The 15,199-nt window shown below is 61.4% G+C and carries 16 protein-coding genes; 10 read left to right on the top strand and 6 right to left on the bottom strand.

Annotation, left to right across the window (positions count from 1 at the left end; genetic code table 11):
- Positions 1–91: 91 nt before the first annotated feature.
- On the bottom strand, positions 92–553 hold the full coding sequence (locus F0A17_RS00125; RefSeq protein WP_149326332.1) for a flavodoxin family protein: 462 nt from the start codon (positions 551–553) through the stop codon (positions 92–94).
- 80 nt (positions 554–633) lie between these two features.
- On the opposite strand from F0A17_RS00125, the gene F0A17_RS00130 reads away from it, so the two are divergent.
- The 3 genes from F0A17_RS00130 (at position 634) to thpD (ending at position 2,897) form a co-directional block, all read left to right on the top strand.
- Positions 634–1,110, top strand: coding sequence for a YbhB/YbcL family Raf kinase inhibitor-like protein (locus tag F0A17_RS00130; protein ID WP_149326333.1), 477 nt, complete (start codon positions 634–636; stop codon positions 1,108–1,110).
- 29 nt (positions 1,111–1,139) lie between these two features.
- Complete coding sequence (locus F0A17_RS00135) at positions 1,140–1,859, top strand: hypothetical protein (protein WP_149326334.1); 720 nt, start codon at positions 1,140–1,142, stop codon at positions 1,857–1,859.
- 129 nt (positions 1,860–1,988) lie between these two features.
- The gene (gene thpD, locus F0A17_RS00140) at positions 1,989–2,897 is read left to right on the top strand and encodes an ectoine hydroxylase (protein WP_149326335.1); all 909 of its coding nucleotides are present in this window, start codon (positions 1,989–1,991) and stop codon (positions 2,895–2,897) included.
- Positions 2,898–2,966: 69 nt separating this feature from the next.
- Here the strand turns inward: thpD and F0A17_RS00145 are convergent, their stop codons facing one another.
- A complete protein-coding gene (locus F0A17_RS00145) occupies positions 2,967–3,737 on the bottom strand; it encodes a class I SAM-dependent methyltransferase (RefSeq protein ID WP_149326336.1) in 771 nt (256 codons plus the stop codon).
- A gap of 101 nt (positions 3,738–3,838) precedes the next feature.
- Complete coding sequence (locus F0A17_RS00150; protein WP_149326337.1) at positions 3,839–4,783, bottom strand: 2-dehydropantoate 2-reductase; 945 nt, start codon at positions 4,781–4,783, stop codon at positions 3,839–3,841.
- A gap of 285 nt (positions 4,784–5,068) precedes the next feature.
- Between F0A17_RS00150 and F0A17_RS00155 the strand changes: the two genes are divergently transcribed.
- A complete protein-coding gene (locus tag F0A17_RS00155) occupies positions 5,069–5,974 on the top strand; it encodes a ribose-phosphate diphosphokinase (protein ID WP_149326338.1) in 906 nt (301 codons plus the stop codon).
- A 110-nt stretch (positions 5,975–6,084) separates the two neighbouring features.
- Entirely contained in the window at positions 6,085–6,624 is a 540-nt protein-coding gene (locus F0A17_RS00160; RefSeq protein ID WP_149326339.1) for a hypothetical protein, read from the top strand.
- Positions 6,625–6,676: 52 nt separating this feature from the next.
- On the opposite strand, the gene F0A17_RS00165 is transcribed toward F0A17_RS00160, so the two are convergent.
- The 3 genes from F0A17_RS00165 to F0A17_RS00175 all read right to left on the bottom strand — a co-directional run bounded on the left by F0A17_RS00165 (position 6,677) and on the right by F0A17_RS00175 (position 8,783).
- Complete coding sequence (locus F0A17_RS00165) at positions 6,677–7,069, bottom strand: helix-turn-helix transcriptional regulator (RefSeq protein ID WP_149326340.1); 393 nt, start codon at positions 7,067–7,069, stop codon at positions 6,677–6,679.
- A 293-nt stretch (positions 7,070–7,362) separates the two neighbouring features.
- Positions 7,363–8,268, bottom strand: coding sequence for a complex I NDUFA9 subunit family protein (locus F0A17_RS00170; protein WP_149326341.1), 906 nt, complete (start codon positions 8,266–8,268; stop codon positions 7,363–7,365).
- Positions 8,269–8,300: 32 nt separating this feature from the next.
- Positions 8,301–8,783: an Lrp/AsnC family transcriptional regulator gene (locus tag F0A17_RS00175; RefSeq protein ID WP_149326342.1), complete on the bottom strand. Its 483-nt coding sequence runs from the start codon at positions 8,781–8,783 to the stop codon at positions 8,301–8,303.
- A 289-nt stretch (positions 8,784–9,072) separates the two neighbouring features.
- Here F0A17_RS00175 and F0A17_RS00180 point away from each other — a divergent pair, with 289 nt between their 5' ends.
- The 5 genes from F0A17_RS00180 to sufD all read left to right on the top strand — a co-directional run bounded on the left by F0A17_RS00180 (position 9,073) and on the right by sufD (position 15,193).
- Positions 9,073–10,803 (top strand): putative bifunctional diguanylate cyclase/phosphodiesterase, encoded by a 1,731-nt coding sequence (locus F0A17_RS00180; RefSeq protein ID WP_149326343.1) that lies wholly within the window; start codon positions 9,073–9,075, stop codon positions 10,801–10,803.
- Between the two features lie 221 nt (positions 10,804–11,024).
- A complete protein-coding gene (locus F0A17_RS00185) occupies positions 11,025–11,489 on the top strand; it encodes an SUF system Fe-S cluster assembly regulator (RefSeq protein WP_149326344.1) in 465 nt (154 codons plus the stop codon).
- Between the two features lie 71 nt (positions 11,490–11,560).
- A complete protein-coding gene (gene sufB, locus F0A17_RS00190) occupies positions 11,561–13,003 on the top strand; it encodes a Fe-S cluster assembly protein SufB (RefSeq protein ID WP_149326345.1) in 1,443 nt (480 codons plus the stop codon).
- A gap of 73 nt (positions 13,004–13,076) precedes the next feature.
- Positions 13,077–13,829: a Fe-S cluster assembly ATPase SufC gene (gene sufC, locus F0A17_RS00195; protein WP_149326346.1), complete on the top strand. Its 753-nt coding sequence runs from the start codon at positions 13,077–13,079 to the stop codon at positions 13,827–13,829.
- Entirely contained in the window at positions 13,826–15,193 is a 1,368-nt protein-coding gene (sufD, locus tag F0A17_RS00200; RefSeq protein ID WP_149326347.1) for a Fe-S cluster assembly protein SufD, read from the top strand. The genes sufC and sufD overlap by 4 nt, the downstream gene beginning before the upstream one ends.
- Positions 15,194–15,199: the final 6 nt, after the last annotated feature.

Raw genomic sequence — 15,199 nt, forward strand, 5'->3', positions numbered from 1 at the left:
CGATGGCCAGGAAGGCGAAATCCCCGAAAGGGCGCAGTCGATCGCCAGCACTCTCAACGGCACCCCTTCGGGGTGCCGTTCCGTACTGGCGCTACAGTACGCCGGCTTCGAGGCCGGCGGCAAGATAGCGTCCTAACTCCTCCACTTCCTCGACGTAGCCGTCCCGCCACTCGCCATGCAGGATGAGCGGCTCCTGCACCCAGCGCCAGCGTAGTCCGGTGACAATGCTCTCCACCGCCCGGCGTGTGCCGGTACCGTCGTGCCCGGCGCGGACATACAACGCGCAGGGCAGTCCCTGCTTTTCCTCCAGCACCGCGTAATAGCTGCGGTCAAAGAAATCCTTCAGCGCCCCGCTCATGTAGCCGAGGTTCTCGGTGGTGCCGAGGAGGATGGCGTGGCACGCCAGCACGTCCTTAGGGCCGGCGTCGAGAGGAGGCTTGGTCACCACTTCAATATCCGTGATGTCGGGATGGCTGGCGCCACGCTCAGCGGCGTCACGGAGGGCCTGGGTATTGGACGAGGGCGCATGGGCCACGATCAGCAGTCGCTTCATGTTGACAGTCTAACCCCTTTTTCCGACGCTGTTTCGGCACCTTCCGCCTTTTCGCAGGCTACGACAGGAGGAGTTTACCCATGGCTTTTGCGCTTTCGAAGATACAGCTGGAGAGTTCCGCTTTCCAGGCACATGGCGCCATCCCGACCCGCCACACCGGTGAAGGCGACGATGTATCACCGACGCTGGCTTGGCGAGATGCGCCGGACGGAACCAAGGGATATGCCGTGATCTGTCATGATCCCGATGCTCCCCTGGTACAGAGGGGTGGCTACGGTTTCGTTCACTGGCTGCTCTATAACCTGCCGGGATCCACCACGTCGCTGGCCGAGGGCTGTGCTGAGGGAACGCGTGGCAAGAACGACTTCGGCAAGCTGGGCTATGGCGGCCCGATGCCACCCGAAGGGCATGGGGTTCACCACTACTACTTCTGGGTGCTGGCGCTCGACAAGCCGACCGACCTGCCCGAGGGCCTGGATATCGTTGAGCTGTTGAAACAGCTCGAGCCTCATCTCCTAGGCATGAATCGACTCGTGGGTACCTATCAGCGGGGCTGATCCGCTCGGTGCCATCAGGGAGGATTGCCGTGTTCGAGTGGCTGTCCCGGCATGTCGACGCCCTCACCGTGCTGACCAATATCGGCACACTGCTGATATGGCTGGTCTATGCCCAATTGCTCTATCTCGGCTTTCGCCGGCAGCGACGGCCACGCCTGCTGATCAACCGCGGCAGGAAAAGCGGCATCGATGCGCTTTGCATTATCAGCAACATGAGTGCGGAGCCCATTTTCCTTCAGCACATCATTGCCGAGCTGAGAACCTCGATCGGAGTGATCACCGTTGATGTGACGGATCGCAAGGATACCTACGATCAGCGGGCCGAGGTGGAGGGTCGGCAGCGCCAAGGAAGGAATGCCGCCAGCAATGCGCCGATCGACAAGGATGGCTCGCACCAAGGCCCCCTGGAGCCGGGGGGCTTCGTTCATATCGATAGCTTCGGCGAGCTGACGCTGCGTTTGGCCCAGGCGGGCAACATGGGAATGGATGGGCTCAGGCCCACCGGGGATGTGACATTCCTTTCCCTCACCATACGCCTCATCTGCGTTTATGGCTCCGAGGACCTGCCGGTCGGGGCGGAACGCCAGTTCGATTACATCGATCACGAACCGAGTCGGGGCCTGGTCCCGGCCACCTGGGATACCAAGCGGCTGGCATCACGCCGTCAACGTCACCGTCTGTGTCGTCAGGTTGACCTGTTGAATCGATCCGACGTTCTGAGGCCGCTCCCCGGCGAGAATAATGGCTGACGCGAGCACGAGTGTACAGGACAGCAATGACATGCAACAAAATGCTTTTGCAGCCGAAGTATACAGTGACTAGGGTGATGAGTTACCTGCCAACGAATGGCAAGTTCTGCAAGTATCAAGGAGGATGGAATGAATGATACCCAAGATCTCTTTCCGACTCGGTTGGAGCGCAAGTTGGGCATGTTCGAGCGCTTCGATCCGGTGCTATACAGCGAAGGCGCACAACGTCGAGATGGCCCACTGAGCGAGGAACAGTTGCGCGATTACGAAGAGAAAGGGTTTCTCTCGTTCGAGAACTACTTCGACAAGGATGAAATGGAAGCTTTCATCCAGGAGCTGCGTGACTACGAGGAAGATGAGGACCTCAAGCTCTCCGAGGGCACCATCCTGGAGCCTGGACGCCAGGAGATTCGTTCCATCTTCGGCATTCATGAAATCTCCGAACGCTTTAGCCGGTTGACCCGCGACCCAAGGCTGCTGGCGATGGTCCAGCAATTGCTGGGCAGTGATGTCTACATTCATCAGTCGCGTATCAACTACAAGCCCGGTTTCAAGGGCAAGGGGTTCGACTGGCACTCCGACTTCGAGACTTGGCACAGCGAGGACGGCATGCCGCGCATGCGTTCGTTGAGCTGTTCCATCATCCTGACCGACAATGGCGAATTCAACGGCCCACTGATGCTGATCCCAGGATCGCACAAGATGTTCGTACCCTGCGTGGGGCGGACCCCAACGGATAATTACAAGGAGTCGCTCAAGAGCCAGGAAGTCGGCGTGCCCGACAATGCCAGCCTGCGTGACCTGATGGTCCAGGGGGGTATCGAGGCGCCCAAGGGGTCGGCCGGCTCACTGGTAATGTTCGAGTGCAACACCATGCACGGCTCGAATATGAACATGTCCTGTTGGCCGCGCAGCAACCTGTTCTTCGTCTACAACAGTGTCGAGAACGGTCTGGTCAATCCTTTCTGCGGCAATCGCCCACGGCCCGAATTCCTTGCCAATCGCAAGGACTGGAGTCCGCTCGAGCCGATACGCTGAAGTCATCCACGCAGCAGGCGGAGGCACCCGAGTGGTGCCTCATGTCTTTCTCGGTCCGCGAAGGTGTCCTCATAGGCGATGGGCAACGACCCTCAAGCGTACGTAGTCGGCCGTCCAGTTTCCGCGGCTGTCACAAAGGCTATAAGTGAGCAGTGAGACCGCATCGTTCAGCACCGCCTCGCGAACCTCCTCCTCGAGCCCGTGCAGGAAAGGGCTGGCAAAGGTTGTCAGCCAGCCGACCATGCCGGTGGGAAGCGGCGTGGGGCGAGGGATCAGTTCGATGGCATCAACCCGAAAGTCGGCTGCCTCAAGGGTCAGGCGATACTCTTCTGGGGTGGGGAAGTACCAGGGGAAACGGGCCTTACCACTGATCCCGCGGGCCTGAAGCGCCGCCAGTAGAGCCGTACAGATGGCAGCCACATTGCCATGTCCGCCGAATTCGGCAACGAAGCGACCGCCCGGTTTGAGTGAACGATGTATGCCGGCGATCACCGCTTCATGGTTTAGCATCCAGTGCAGGGCGGCATTACTGAAGACGGCGTCGAATTCATGCTCGAAGGCCAAGTGATGGGCATCCATGACCCGGGCATCAAGCCCACGCTTACGGGCGGCATCGACCATGTCGACGGAAGCGTCGATGCCGATTATGCCGGCGCCGGATGCCGCGAGCTTCTCTGTCAGCGCGCCGTCCCCGCAACCCAAATCGAGGATGCGTTCGCCCGGCCGGGGAGAGAGAAGACGGGCCACGTCCTCGCCTAGCTCGGCCACGAAATCGGCATGATGGGCATAGTTCGTCGCATTCCAGCGCTGGCCCGGGGCGTTATGAGGCAACTGAGTCATGAGCGGGCTCCGGCGGTGTATGGGTAGGGCAGTGATTAACAGAATATCGCATTCTTGGCCGCCGACCACTGGGCCCAACGAGACATTTTGCCGTCAATGTTTCAGTCGATACCGGGTCCCTCTCCCCGGGCTGCCCGTTCCTGAGGAATCAACGCTGCGTATACCATCGCATGGGTGGGGGTTGCCACGCCGACGGCGCGTCCCAGTCGCACCACCGCGCCGTTCTGCGATTCCAGCTCGGAGGGCTCTCCTGCCATGATGTTGCGCTGCATGGAGGAGATGCTGTCGGCCGGCATGGCATCGATGAACTGCATGGCGCGGGTGACGGCGTCATCGGGGAAGGCTACCCCAAGCCCACGTGCGACATCATCGATCTCCTCCAGCATCGCTTCGATCATTGCCCGTGTTTCGGGAAGCTGGCGCGTGATACCGATAGGCGCCCGGGTGATGCTACCGATACCGCTCATGGCGCAGATGAACAGGAACTTGCTCCACAGGGAGACCTGAATGTCATCGGGGATCTCGGCGTTTACTCCATGGGCTCGATCGAAGGCGGCCTTGAGTCGGGCGGTACGTTCGCTGCTCCGGCTGTCTCGCTCACCAAGGCGCACGAACGGATCCACGCCGGCATGACGTATATGGCCAGGGGCCTCGCGCCAGGCCAGAATGCCGCACAGGCCTTCGAGTACCGGGCCGGCACCCAGCACTTCGGCAAGAATATCGGCGGCCTCCACGCCATTTTCCAATGGCAGGACCATGTTGTCGGGGCCGACCAGGGGGCGAATCGCTTCCGCTGCCTCACGCACTTGCCAGGCTTTGACGGCGACAATCACGCAGTCCGCCACGCCCACCGAGGCAGGGTCATCGGTAGCCCGAACGGATGACAGGTAGATGTCGCCCTTGATGCTTGAAACCCTGAGGCCGTCGCGCTGCATGGCAGCCAGATGTTCGCCACGTGCGACGAAGGTCACGTCCTCGCCAGCCTCGGCAAGACGTGCACCGAAATATCCACCCACACCGCCGCTACCCATGATGACGAATTTCATACTACCTCCTCGGATCTTGCTCTGTTATTGGAAGCAATAGTGGCAGAAATGGGAACAGCACGCTCTGATGGGACGGTTCAGGCGCCACTCATTCTGACGCAAGAAGAGGTGGCCAAGCCATGGCCTGCGTTGGATCATGGCAGAATGGGTACAGAGCGAGAAGAAGCCCTCTCGCGTCAATGCTGCCCTTCTGTAGGAGCACCACGTGTGTCTGTCGGCTGCGCACGCCTGAACGGGTAACGTCTCGGTGCGAAGGAAGATCAAGCGCTTGTAACTGGAGTTGTGATGAGTGCAGGCCTGCTCTATTTCGAAGACGAACGTATTCCCGCCATGAACCTGGCCTCGGCGGCTTCCCTTGCGGAGCATCGCGTGGCACGTCACCGCTTTCCGGACGAGGAGCTGTGTCTGCGGCTACCGTTCGGCGAGGATACCAACCTGCCGGACCCGCTGGTGGTCTATCGTAGCCTCGCCCACCCCAACGAGAAGCTCGTCGAACTGATGCTGCTCGCTCGCCACGCCCGCCAGTGCGGGGTGACGCGACTGATCCTGGTGGCGCCCTATCTGGCTTACATGCGCCAGGACATTGCCTTTCATTCCGGCGAGTTGGTCAGTCAACGGCTCGTGGGCGGTTTTCTCGGTGAACTGTTCGATGCCGTGTTGACCGTCGATCCCCACCTGCATCGTATCGATCGGCTCGAGCAGGCTATCCCTCTGAAGCACGCCCTGGCGCTTTCCGGGGCCCCGCAGCTGGCCGAGATGATCGCCGAGACGCGTTCCGACGCGCTGTTGCTGGGGCCCGATAGCGAATCGGTCCAGTGGGTCGAGCGCGCCGCCCGCGTCACCGGTCTCGATTATGGCGTCTGCAACAAGGCGCGCCATGGCGACCGCCAGGTCGACATCACGCTACCCGCCATCAACGTGAAGGGGCGTCGGGTCGTGCTCATGGATGACATTGCCAGTTCAGGGCATACCCTGGCCAGGGCCGCCGAGCGGGTATTGACCGCCGGTGCCGTTTCCGTGGATGTTGCGGTTACGCACGCTTTGTTCGCCGGGGACGCGCTCGACGTTCTACGACGCGCCGGGGTGGGCGAGGTCTGGAGCACGGACTGCATCGTTCACCATAGCAACGCGGTTGGCATGGCCCCGGCTCTAGCGGATGCGCTGGCTCCGCTGCTGCTCGATTCGAATTGATCAGCAAGCGGCGGTGCCCTGTGTCGCGGTCGCTACCGGAGCTGGCCAGAAGGTATTCGAAAGCGTACAACACGAGACATACGAAAATCGCCGGACAGGAGCGAAGAGCGATGGCGTTTAATCGAATTGCCGGTGGGCTACTGCTTGCCATGCTTATTGGCGCTTGCACCAGCTCGCCGACAGCGCCCACAGAAGAAGCACCTGCCGCACCGCCCGCTACAGGCGAAACGACACAGCAGGAAGTGACACCGGTCGCCACGTCGAGGGAAGACCGGTTCTGGAAGCCGCCACTCTTCGTGACGGAAGAGGACGAGGCGCATTACTACATCAGTCGTCTGGCCGATCGCCGCTTCGTCGATGTCTACGGTGGGGAAGAGCATCCGCGGGTCTGGTATATCGCGGCGGAGCGTCTGGGGCAAATCGGTGAACCAGCCATTTCACTCCTCTTCGGCCTCATCGACAGCCAGGATCCTTACGAACTGATGCTGGTGCTCTATGCGCTGCAGCTGGCCACGCAGGATCCCCGCGTCATGGCGCAGACCGGTGGGGACTATGTGCGCCTGAACGCCGTGTTGGACGAGAGTGCCAACGAGGAGAACCGAGACATCGCCTTGGCTTGGTGGCAGCGACATGGCTGGCGCTGGGAATAAGCCGTCGTCGAAGCGAAAGGAGGGCGAGACGAAGTGAAATCGCTACTCGATACTAGGTTTCGAGGACAGGCGCCTTGCCTGGCTTGCCGAGCGGAGGCTCACCCTGCGGGCCCGGCAATGGCTGCTGCCGTGTGGCACGGGCTTTCAACAAGCGAGCGAACTCCAGCAGGAGATGCTGATCCTCTTCGGGCAGGCCCAGGAACGTCATGTTGAGTGTCGCCTGGCGGGAATCGATGAAATGCTGTTCATCACCCAGCGAAAAGATATCCGCTAGATGGTAGTCCAGTGCCGCGGCGATTCGGTACAGCAAATCCAGGCTGGGCTTGGCCGTGCCCCGTTCGATTCGTGAAAGATTGCCTACGTGAGACCCCACTTCCTTGGCCAGCTGGGAAAGGGTCATGTCCCGCTCAAGCCGAAGTTGCTTGAGCGTTCCGCCGAGATTCATACGATCCCATGCTCCTGCGTTCGCTAGGGAGAGCTTTATCTATTCTAACGGCAAAAAGCCAACTCACAAAAATCCATCATTCAAAGCTAGTAAATGCACTGTTTGTTTTGTTCAGGTGCTCTTGAAGCACACCAGGGAACATTGGGTAAAAAACGTAGAATTAATTGCCCTGGCGGGTAATGGATAAAGCGAGAAAACCGCGCTGCGGTTTTTTCGTACATGGCCATCGAGGTCCTCTCAGGACTAAGGAAGCGAATGAGCCATTGCGGGTGATGCTGCTGCAGAATAATCGCTCAGCCTGCCGGCCCCAAGCATGCCGGCAGGTAATCTCGCAGCGAGCGGGGGCGTATTTCGAGATCCTCGAAACTGCCCACACCAGGCTCGACCACATTGTCATTGGCCATCATGATGACCTGATCGCGAGTCAGCGGCGGGCCGGGCAGTGGGGAGACAAGCAGGGCGATGGCCTGCCACAGGGCAAACGGAACCGGCACTAGCGGTCGCTCCCGTTTGAGGTAAGCCATGACCTGAAGCAGTAACTCCCGGTAGGACAGGATGTCGGGCCCTCCCAATTCGAACAGACGGCGTTCGCTGGGTACAGCGCTCAGCAGCCGGGCAATCGAACGTGCGATGTCGACCACGTGTACCGGCTGCAGTCGTGTGTCGCCGTACCCGAAGAGCGGAACGAAGGGTAACCGGGTCAGTTCCGCCAAGCGGCTGAGAAAGGTGTCGTTGGGGCCGAACATGACGCTCGGTCGGAGAATGATCGCTTTGGGATAGGCCTCGATGACAGCCGCCTCCCCGCGCCCCCTGGCGCTGACGTAACGGGAGCGCGAGGCGGGGTCGACTCCGATACCCGATAACTGTATCAGTGAAGGTATGCCGCATTGCCGGGAAAGCCTGGCGACCCGTGCGGCACCTTGAACATGGATATCCTCGAAGCGCAGGTGCTTATGTTCCACATAGAGGCTAACGGCGTTGACCACGCCGTCGGCACCCTCGATCGCTCTCGCCACATCCGCCTCGCAGCGAATGTCGGCCGAGACTCCCTCGAGCGGATCGATGGCTTCGGCCCATGCGGGCAGGCGTGGGTTTCGCGCCGCGATGCGCACCGCATGGCCCGCTTCCACCAGTTCCCTCACCACATGGTCACCGAGAAAGCCGGTCCCACCGAATACGGTGATGAGCGCCTGCGACATGCTGCCTCCGTTCGTTCCGCCGTCGTTTCAGGCTAGGGTGTCGTATCGAGCCCTGATAGCGGCAGGGGACCGTTCTCCTTGACCGTGCGAAGGGCAAAACTGCTATCCACTGAGCTCACCATGGAGAGTTGCTGGAGCCAGCGCAGCCAGGCTTCGAAGCGGCGGAAATCCTCCGTGATGACTTGGAGCTGGTAATCGAAGGCACCTGACAGGGCGTGACAGTGAATGACTTCCGCCTGGTCGCGCATGGCCGATTCGAACGCTTCGCTGGCGTGAGCCTGATGATCGAGTCGCACCCGGACGAAGGCGGTCAGCGACAATTCCAGCATGTCCTTGTCCAACTCGGCGCGGTAACGAGTGATCAGGCCGGCTTGCTCGAGTCGGCGGATGCGCCGAGCGCAGGGTGAGGGAGACAGGCTGACCAGTTCGGCCAACTCGGCAGTGGTCAGACGGGCGTCCTGCTGTAAAGCTTCAAGCAGCATGCGGTCGATGCGGTCGAGTTTCAGATTACGCATGGAGATGCCTCGTCAATGTGGCGTTTCGATATTCCTTGGCTGATACCGCTAACCCTTTCCCCAAGTCTGGCGAATGCGAGCCGCACTCGCCAGTCAAACCGTCGCTGAGCATGCCAGGCGATGCCGACGCCGGCGAGCCGCACGTAACGGTCGCCTGGAATCAATCCGTCAGGCTTTTCGCATCGCTTAGGGAAGCGTTGAGGCCCGGATAGGTGGAGTGGGGCATTTTTGTATACCCTTCAGAGTGATAAAAACCATAACGAATCCTGTCATCGGGAATGGGGGAAGCATGGTACTCAAGGGTTCGAGTTCCGGGAGCCGACAGACCCTGGAGAGTCGCTGGCAGGCCTGCCCCGCTGCACTGCGCCACTTGCTTCGGGGCATCGTGCTGACTGCATTGCTGGCGCTGGGCGCGGCCCTTGTCTATGTCACGGGGGGAACACGTTACGCCTATCCCTACCTGATGTTGATTCCGGTGCTGCTGGCAGGGGCCTGGTACACCTGGAAGGGTTCCCTGACGGTCGCGTTCGCTGCGGGTCTGCTGATGGCGGTGATGCCGCTCTCGGTGGCAACCGGTGAATCGCAGACGATGCTCAACTGGCTGATTCGGCTGGGTCTGTTCCTGGTCATTGGTGGCTTTGCCGGTGGACTGTTCGAGCGTCTACAGCAGAGCCGAATCAGCATGGAACTGGCGGCACGCACCGATCCGCGTGCCGGGCTGCCCAATGATATCGCTCTGGAATCGGACCTGACCCGCTGGTTGTGGCGCCACCCGCGGCAGGACGGGCGAACGGTCGGTCTGGTGCTGGTGCGCCTCGATGATCTGGATGACGTCGTCGAGGCACTGGGAGCCGACGCCTCCGACGCGCTGGCGGTGGCGATGAGCGAACGTTTCTCGCGCCTGGGACCCAACCTGGCCGGCTGCTATCGTCTTAATGATGCCGAGCTGATGCTGCTGTTCTGGCCGGTCGCACGCGAAGAGCTCGAGCGGCTTGCCCTGCGCGTGGTGGAATTGGGCGAGGACAACTTGGTAGTGCTCGGAGTGCCGCTACGGGTTCAATTGGTACTGGGCAGTACCCTGCAGCAGCACGAGCAGGATACGCCGGGAAGCCTGATTCGCGAGGCGCGGATCGCCATGCTGGCGGCCTCGGAGAAGCATCGCTCCCACTGTCATTTCCAGCCCTCCTTCGCGCGGCGCAGCGTACAGAACGTGAAATTGATCGCGCGGGTGCGACGCGGCCTGGAACTGGGGGAATTCGAGCTGCACTACCAGCCCAAGGTACGTCTGAGGGATGGCCGCATCAACGGCTGCGAGGGGCTGATCCGCTGGCGCGACGAAAGCGGCTCCCTGGTGTCGCCCGGGCTATTCATGCCCAAGGTCGAGAACACCACACTGATCGCGCCGGTAACGCGCTTCGTATTGAACGAAGCCTGCGATTTCGCCATGCGCTACGGTAACCGTGTCAGCATCAACTTCTCGGTACGCAACCTGATGGACGACGTGCTTCTCGAGGAGCTCAGGCAGCGCGTACAGGAAACCGACATGGATCCTGCCTTGCTCGAGATCGAGATTACCGAAAGTGCGTTGATGCACGATCTGTTTGCCGCCAAGCTGGCGCTGGAGCGCATGTGCGGCTTTGGTATCCATGTGAGTGTCGATGATTTCGGCACCGGCTTCTCCTCCTTCGAGTACCTGCGCCACCTGCCGATTACCGGACTCAAGATCGATCGCGCCTTCGTCAGCGGAATGGAGCAGGACGTTCGAGCGCGAAAGTTGATGGCGTGCCTGATTGAAGTGGGACACGCCCTGAACCTGGAAGTTACCGCCGAAGGCGTCGAGACCGAACCGCAGCACCACATTTTGCGTGAGCTGGGCTGCGACCAGGCCCAGGGCTTTCTCTACGCCAAGGCAATGCCGGGCGATGATCTGCTCCTGTGGTGTCGCGAACGCGAGCGCCGACTGCGCCAGGGCGATCCTTTCGTAACCGCCCGCAATCAACGGCCCGCCTCATTTCGCTGAGGCGGGCCGCGGCTTTTCCCCTGCCGCCAACACGCCCTTCCCCAAACACTCGATAGCAGAACTTTATGAGAATGATTGTCGTTTTGATGTGAACGGCTGCGAACGCGCGTCCAACATGCCGCATTCTTGCCTGGGACTTCACATCGATTTCATACAGGACTAAAATGGTACGAAATGCAGTGCAGGGTAATTGGCCCTCACAGTGAACCCAGGAGACAGGCATGCTGAAGCTTTCCCGCCTGACCGACTACGCTGCGGTGATCCTGGCGCAGATCGCTCGGCATCCCGAGCAGCCCCATGCAGCAGCGGAGCTGGCCGAGACTGTGCAATTGCCGCATCCCACTGTCAGCAAGACATTGAAGATGCTGGTTCGGGCGGGGCTGCTGGAGTCGCGGCGTGGGGCGCAAGGCGGCTATTCATTGGCTCGGCCGGCCTCGCGGATTACCGCGATCGACATCATCACCGCCATCGAAGGGCCGGTAGCGATGACGGAGTGCAGTCACGCCGAGGGGGACTGCGACCTGCTGGCCACCTGCGGCGTCTCCGACAACTGGAAGCGCGTGTCGCTGGCCGTTCGCACTCTGCTCGACAGCGTGACCCTGGCCCATTTGGCCGATGCCGCGCCGATCAAGCTGCCGGTGCAACTGCCCATACAGAGCGTGAGCCTGGCCGTCGACACGGCCTGAGCCACCGAACCGGATTCATTACCCGAGGCGAGCTCGCTCGCCGACCCAACCGCCCGGGAGGGGGAGAGACCATGGCAACTCAGGAAATGGAACAGCTGGTCCGTCGCGAATATAAAGAAGGGTTCGTGACGGATATCGAAAGCGATACGGTACCGCCGGGGCTCGACGAGAGCGTCATCGCCTTCATTTCCAACAAAAAGGGTGAGCCCGAGTGGATGCTTGAGTGGCGCCTCAAAGCCTACCATCAGTGGCTCAAAATGACGCCGCCGTCCTGGGCGCACCTGGATTATCCGTCGATCGACTACCAGGCGATCTCCTACTACAGCGCGCCCAAGCGCCCCGAGGATCGCCCTCAAAGCCTCGATGAGGTCGACCCCAAGCTGCTCGAGACCTACGAGAAGCTGGGCATTCCGCTGCATGAACGCGCTGCGCTGGCCGGCGTGGCGGTGGATGCGGTGTTCGACTCCGTATCAGTGACCACCACCTTCAAGGAAAAACTGCACGAGGCGGGTGTGATCTTTTGCTCGATCTCCGAAGCGATCCGCGACTACCCGGAGCTGATCAAGCAGTACCTGGGAACGGTGGTGCCGGTGGCCGACAACTACTTCGCCGCGCTCAACTCGGCGGTCTTTACCGACGGCTCGTTCGTGTTCGTGCCCAAGGGCGTGACCTGCCCGATGGAACTCTCCACCTACTTCCGCATCAACGCCGCCAATACCGGCCAGTTCGAGCGCACGCTGATCATCTGCGAGGAGGGCGCCCAGGTCTCCTACCTGGAAGGTTGCACCGCGCCGATGCGCGACGAGAACCAGCTTCACGCCGCGGTGGTTGAGCTGGTGGCGTTGGACGACGCCTATATCAAGTACTCCACGGTCCAGAACTGGTACCCCGGCGACGAAGATGGCAAGGGCGGCATTTACAACTTCGTCACCAAGCGTGGCGATTGCCGCGGTGATCGTTCGCGCATCAGTTGGACCCAGGTCGAGACCGGCTCCGCCATCACATGGAAGTATCCTTCCTGCGTGCTGCGCGGGAAGGATAGCATCGGCGAGTTCTACTCCGTGGCGGTGACCAACGGCCGCCAGCAGGCCGATACCGGCACCAAGATGATTCACATCGGCGAGGGCACTCGTTCCTATATCGTCTCCAAGGGCATCTCCGCCGGCAGGAGCAACCAGTCCTACCGCGGGCTGGTGAAGATCGGGCCGCGGGCCAAGGGCGCGCGCAACTTCACTCAGTGCGACTCGCTGCTGATCGGCGACCAGTGTGGCGCCCACACGTTCCCCTACCAGGAGATCGGCAACAGCACCGCGACCATCGAGCACGAGGCGACCACCTCCAAGATCGGCGAGGACCAGTTGTTCTACTGCCAGAGCCGCGGTATCTCCGAGGAGGATGCGGTGAGCATGATCGTCAACGGCTTCTGCAAGGACGTGTTCCAAGAGCTGCCGATGGAATTTGCGGTGGAGGCGGAAGCACTGCTGAACGTGACCCTAGAAGGCGCTGTTGGTTGAGGAAACGGCTGCGCGGTTGAATCCATTTTTCGGGTCGCATCGACGGCTCGCCAGAATCGAAAAGGTACTCAAGATGCTCGAAGTCAAGGATCTGTACGTCACGGTGGAAGGCAAGGAAATCCTCAAGGGGCTCAACCTGACCATCAACGCCGGGGAAGTGCATGCCATCATGGGCCCCAATGGGGCCGGCAAGTCTACGCTGTCGGCGGTGATCGCGGGCAAGGATGGCTATGAGGTCACCGGCGGGACGATCGCCTTCGAGGGCCGCGACGTGCTGGAGATGGAGATCGAGGAGCGCGCCCAGGCGGGACTGCTGCTGGGTTTCCAGTATCCGGTGGAGATCCCGGGGGTGAAGAACATCTACCTGCTCAAGGCGGCGCTCAATGCCCAGCGCGAGGCGCGCGGCGAGGGCGAGATTCCGGCCCCCGAGTTCATGAAACTGGTCAAGGAAAAACTGGCGCAAATGAAGATGGACGCCAGCTTTCTCCAGCGCGCCGTCAACGAGGGCTTCTCGGGTGGCGAGAAGAAGCGCAACGAGATACTGCAGATGCTGGTGCTGCAGCCGAAGCTGGCCATGCTCGACGAGATCGACTCCGGCCTCGACATCGACGCCATGCGCGTGGTAGCCGATGGCGTCAACAGCCTGCGTGCCGAGGATCGCGGCATCTTGCTGGTGACTCATTACCAGCGTCTTCTTGATTACATCGTGCCCGACCGAGTCCATGTGCTGGTCGACGGTCGCATCGTCAAGAGTGGTAGTGCCGAACTGGCGCGTGAACTCGAGACCCGTGGTTATGACTGGGTCGTGGAGGAAACTACCGCATGAGGGATGTCGAACAGCAGTCAAGCGAGGTGACAGTCTTTCTCGACCGTCTTGCGGAGCGCAACGCAAGCCGCGGGACCGAGCCGACCTGGATCGCCGCGCGGCGACAGGCCGGTGCCGCACGCTTCGAGGCACTGGGATTCCCGACTCGGCGCGACGAGGCGTGGAAATACACCGATGTGCGCGCCATCGCTCGCGGCAACTTCGCGTTGACCGATAGCGCCGCGTTCTCGCCCGCGTCGGCGGCGGCGCTCACGCTGCCCATCGAGGCCTATCGCCTGACCTTCGTCGACGGCGTGTTCGCGCCGGCACTCTCCGACCTGGGCAATCTGCCCAGCGGCGTGGCCGTGCTGCCGCTGTCCCAGGCGTTGGCCGAGAATCACGAGGCCGTGGGCGGCCCACTGGGCCGGCTGACCGGCGTCGAGTTCTCGCCCTTCTCGGCGCTCAATACCGCCTTCATGGAGGAGGGCGCCGTGGTGCGCCTGGCGCCGGGCAGCATCGTCGAGAAACCGATCGTCCTGCAGTTCCTCTCGCGGGCCAACGACACGCCGGTGATGAGCCATCCGCGCATTCTGATCGAGGCCGGAGGACGCAGCCAGGCCACCCTGATCGAACATCACGTTGGTGAGAGCGAGGCAGCCAATTTCACCAACCTGGTGGCCGAGCTGATGCTCGACCGCGGGGCGATTCTGACCCACTACAAGCTCCAGGAGGCGCCGCTTGGCGATCTCCACGTGGCCAGCATTCACGTGGAGCAGAACCGCGACAGCCGCTATACCTCGTTCAACCTGAACCTGGGCGGGGGCCTGGTGCGCAACGACCTGATCAGCGAACTCAACGGTCAGGGAGCCGAAGCCAATTTCTACGGGCTGTTCTACGGCCAGGGGCGTCAGCATATCGACAACCATACCCTGGCCAACCACAATGCGCCGCTCACGTTTTCCAACGAGAACTACAAGGGCATCCTCGACGACCGTGCCCGCGGCGTCTTCAACGGCAAGGTGGTGGTCAAGCGCGACAGCCAGAAGATCGAAGGTTTCCAGAGCAATGCCAACCTGCTGCTCTCCGACCGTGCCGAGATCGACGCCAAGCCGGAACTCGAAATCTACGCCGATGACGTCAAGTGCTCCCACGGCACCACCACGGGGCAGCTCGACGAGGAAGCCGTGTTCGTCCTGCGCACCCGCGGTATCGATGAGCAGACCGCTCGCGGCCTGCTGACCCTGGCCTTCGCTGGTGAGGTGATGGAGCAAGTGAGCCTGGATGCCATCGCCGAACGCGTGGAGCTGGCCGTGGCCGGCAAGCTGCCGGAGCGCTTCAACCTGGCTGGGCTGGTGGAAGCCGCCATGGCCCTGCACGACGAGTGAGTGAGG

This window comes from Billgrantia pellis, from assembly GCF_008297955.1.
GTDB lineage: Bacteria > Pseudomonadota > Gammaproteobacteria > Pseudomonadales > Halomonadaceae > Halomonas > Halomonas pellis.

Excerpts from the sequence above, each read along its gene's own strand:
- F0A17_RS00125 (WP_149326332.1), bottom strand. The coding sequence starts at position 553 with ATGAAGCGACTGCTGATCGTGGCCCATGCGCCCTCGTCCAATACCCAG.
- F0A17_RS00130 (WP_149326333.1), top strand. The coding sequence starts at position 634 with ATGGCTTTTGCGCTTTCGAAGATACAGCTGGAGAGTTCCGCTTTCCAG.
- thpD (WP_149326335.1), top strand. The coding sequence starts at position 1,989 with ATGAATGATACCCAAGATCTCTTTCCGACTCGGTTGGAGCGCAAGTTG.
- F0A17_RS00145 (WP_149326336.1), bottom strand. The coding sequence starts at position 3,737 with ATGACTCAGTTGCCTCATAACGCCCCGGGCCAGCGCTGGAATGCGACG.
- F0A17_RS00150 (WP_149326337.1), bottom strand. The coding sequence starts at position 4,783 with ATGAAATTCGTCATCATGGGTAGCGGCGGTGTGGGTGGATATTTCGGT.
- F0A17_RS00155 (WP_149326338.1), top strand. The coding sequence starts at position 5,069 with ATGAGTGCAGGCCTGCTCTATTTCGAAGACGAACGTATTCCCGCCATG.
- F0A17_RS00160 (WP_149326339.1), top strand. The coding sequence starts at position 6,085 with ATGGCGTTTAATCGAATTGCCGGTGGGCTACTGCTTGCCATGCTTATT.
- F0A17_RS00165 (WP_149326340.1), bottom strand. The coding sequence starts at position 7,069 with ATGAATCTCGGCGGAACGCTCAAGCAACTTCGGCTTGAGCGGGACATG.
- F0A17_RS00170 (WP_149326341.1), bottom strand. The coding sequence starts at position 8,268 with ATGTCGCAGGCGCTCATCACCGTATTCGGTGGGACCGGCTTTCTCGGT.
- F0A17_RS00175 (WP_149326342.1), bottom strand. The coding sequence starts at position 8,783 with ATGCGTAATCTGAAACTCGACCGCATCGACCGCATGCTGCTTGAAGCT.
- F0A17_RS00180 (WP_149326343.1), top strand. The coding sequence starts at position 9,073 with ATGGTACTCAAGGGTTCGAGTTCCGGGAGCCGACAGACCCTGGAGAGT.
- F0A17_RS00185 (WP_149326344.1), top strand. The coding sequence starts at position 11,025 with ATGCTGAAGCTTTCCCGCCTGACCGACTACGCTGCGGTGATCCTGGCG.
- sufB (WP_149326345.1), top strand. The coding sequence starts at position 11,561 with ATGGCAACTCAGGAAATGGAACAGCTGGTCCGTCGCGAATATAAAGAA.
- sufC (WP_149326346.1), top strand. The coding sequence starts at position 13,077 with ATGCTCGAAGTCAAGGATCTGTACGTCACGGTGGAAGGCAAGGAAATC.
- sufD (WP_149326347.1), top strand. The coding sequence starts at position 13,826 with ATGAGGGATGTCGAACAGCAGTCAAGCGAGGTGACAGTCTTTCTCGAC.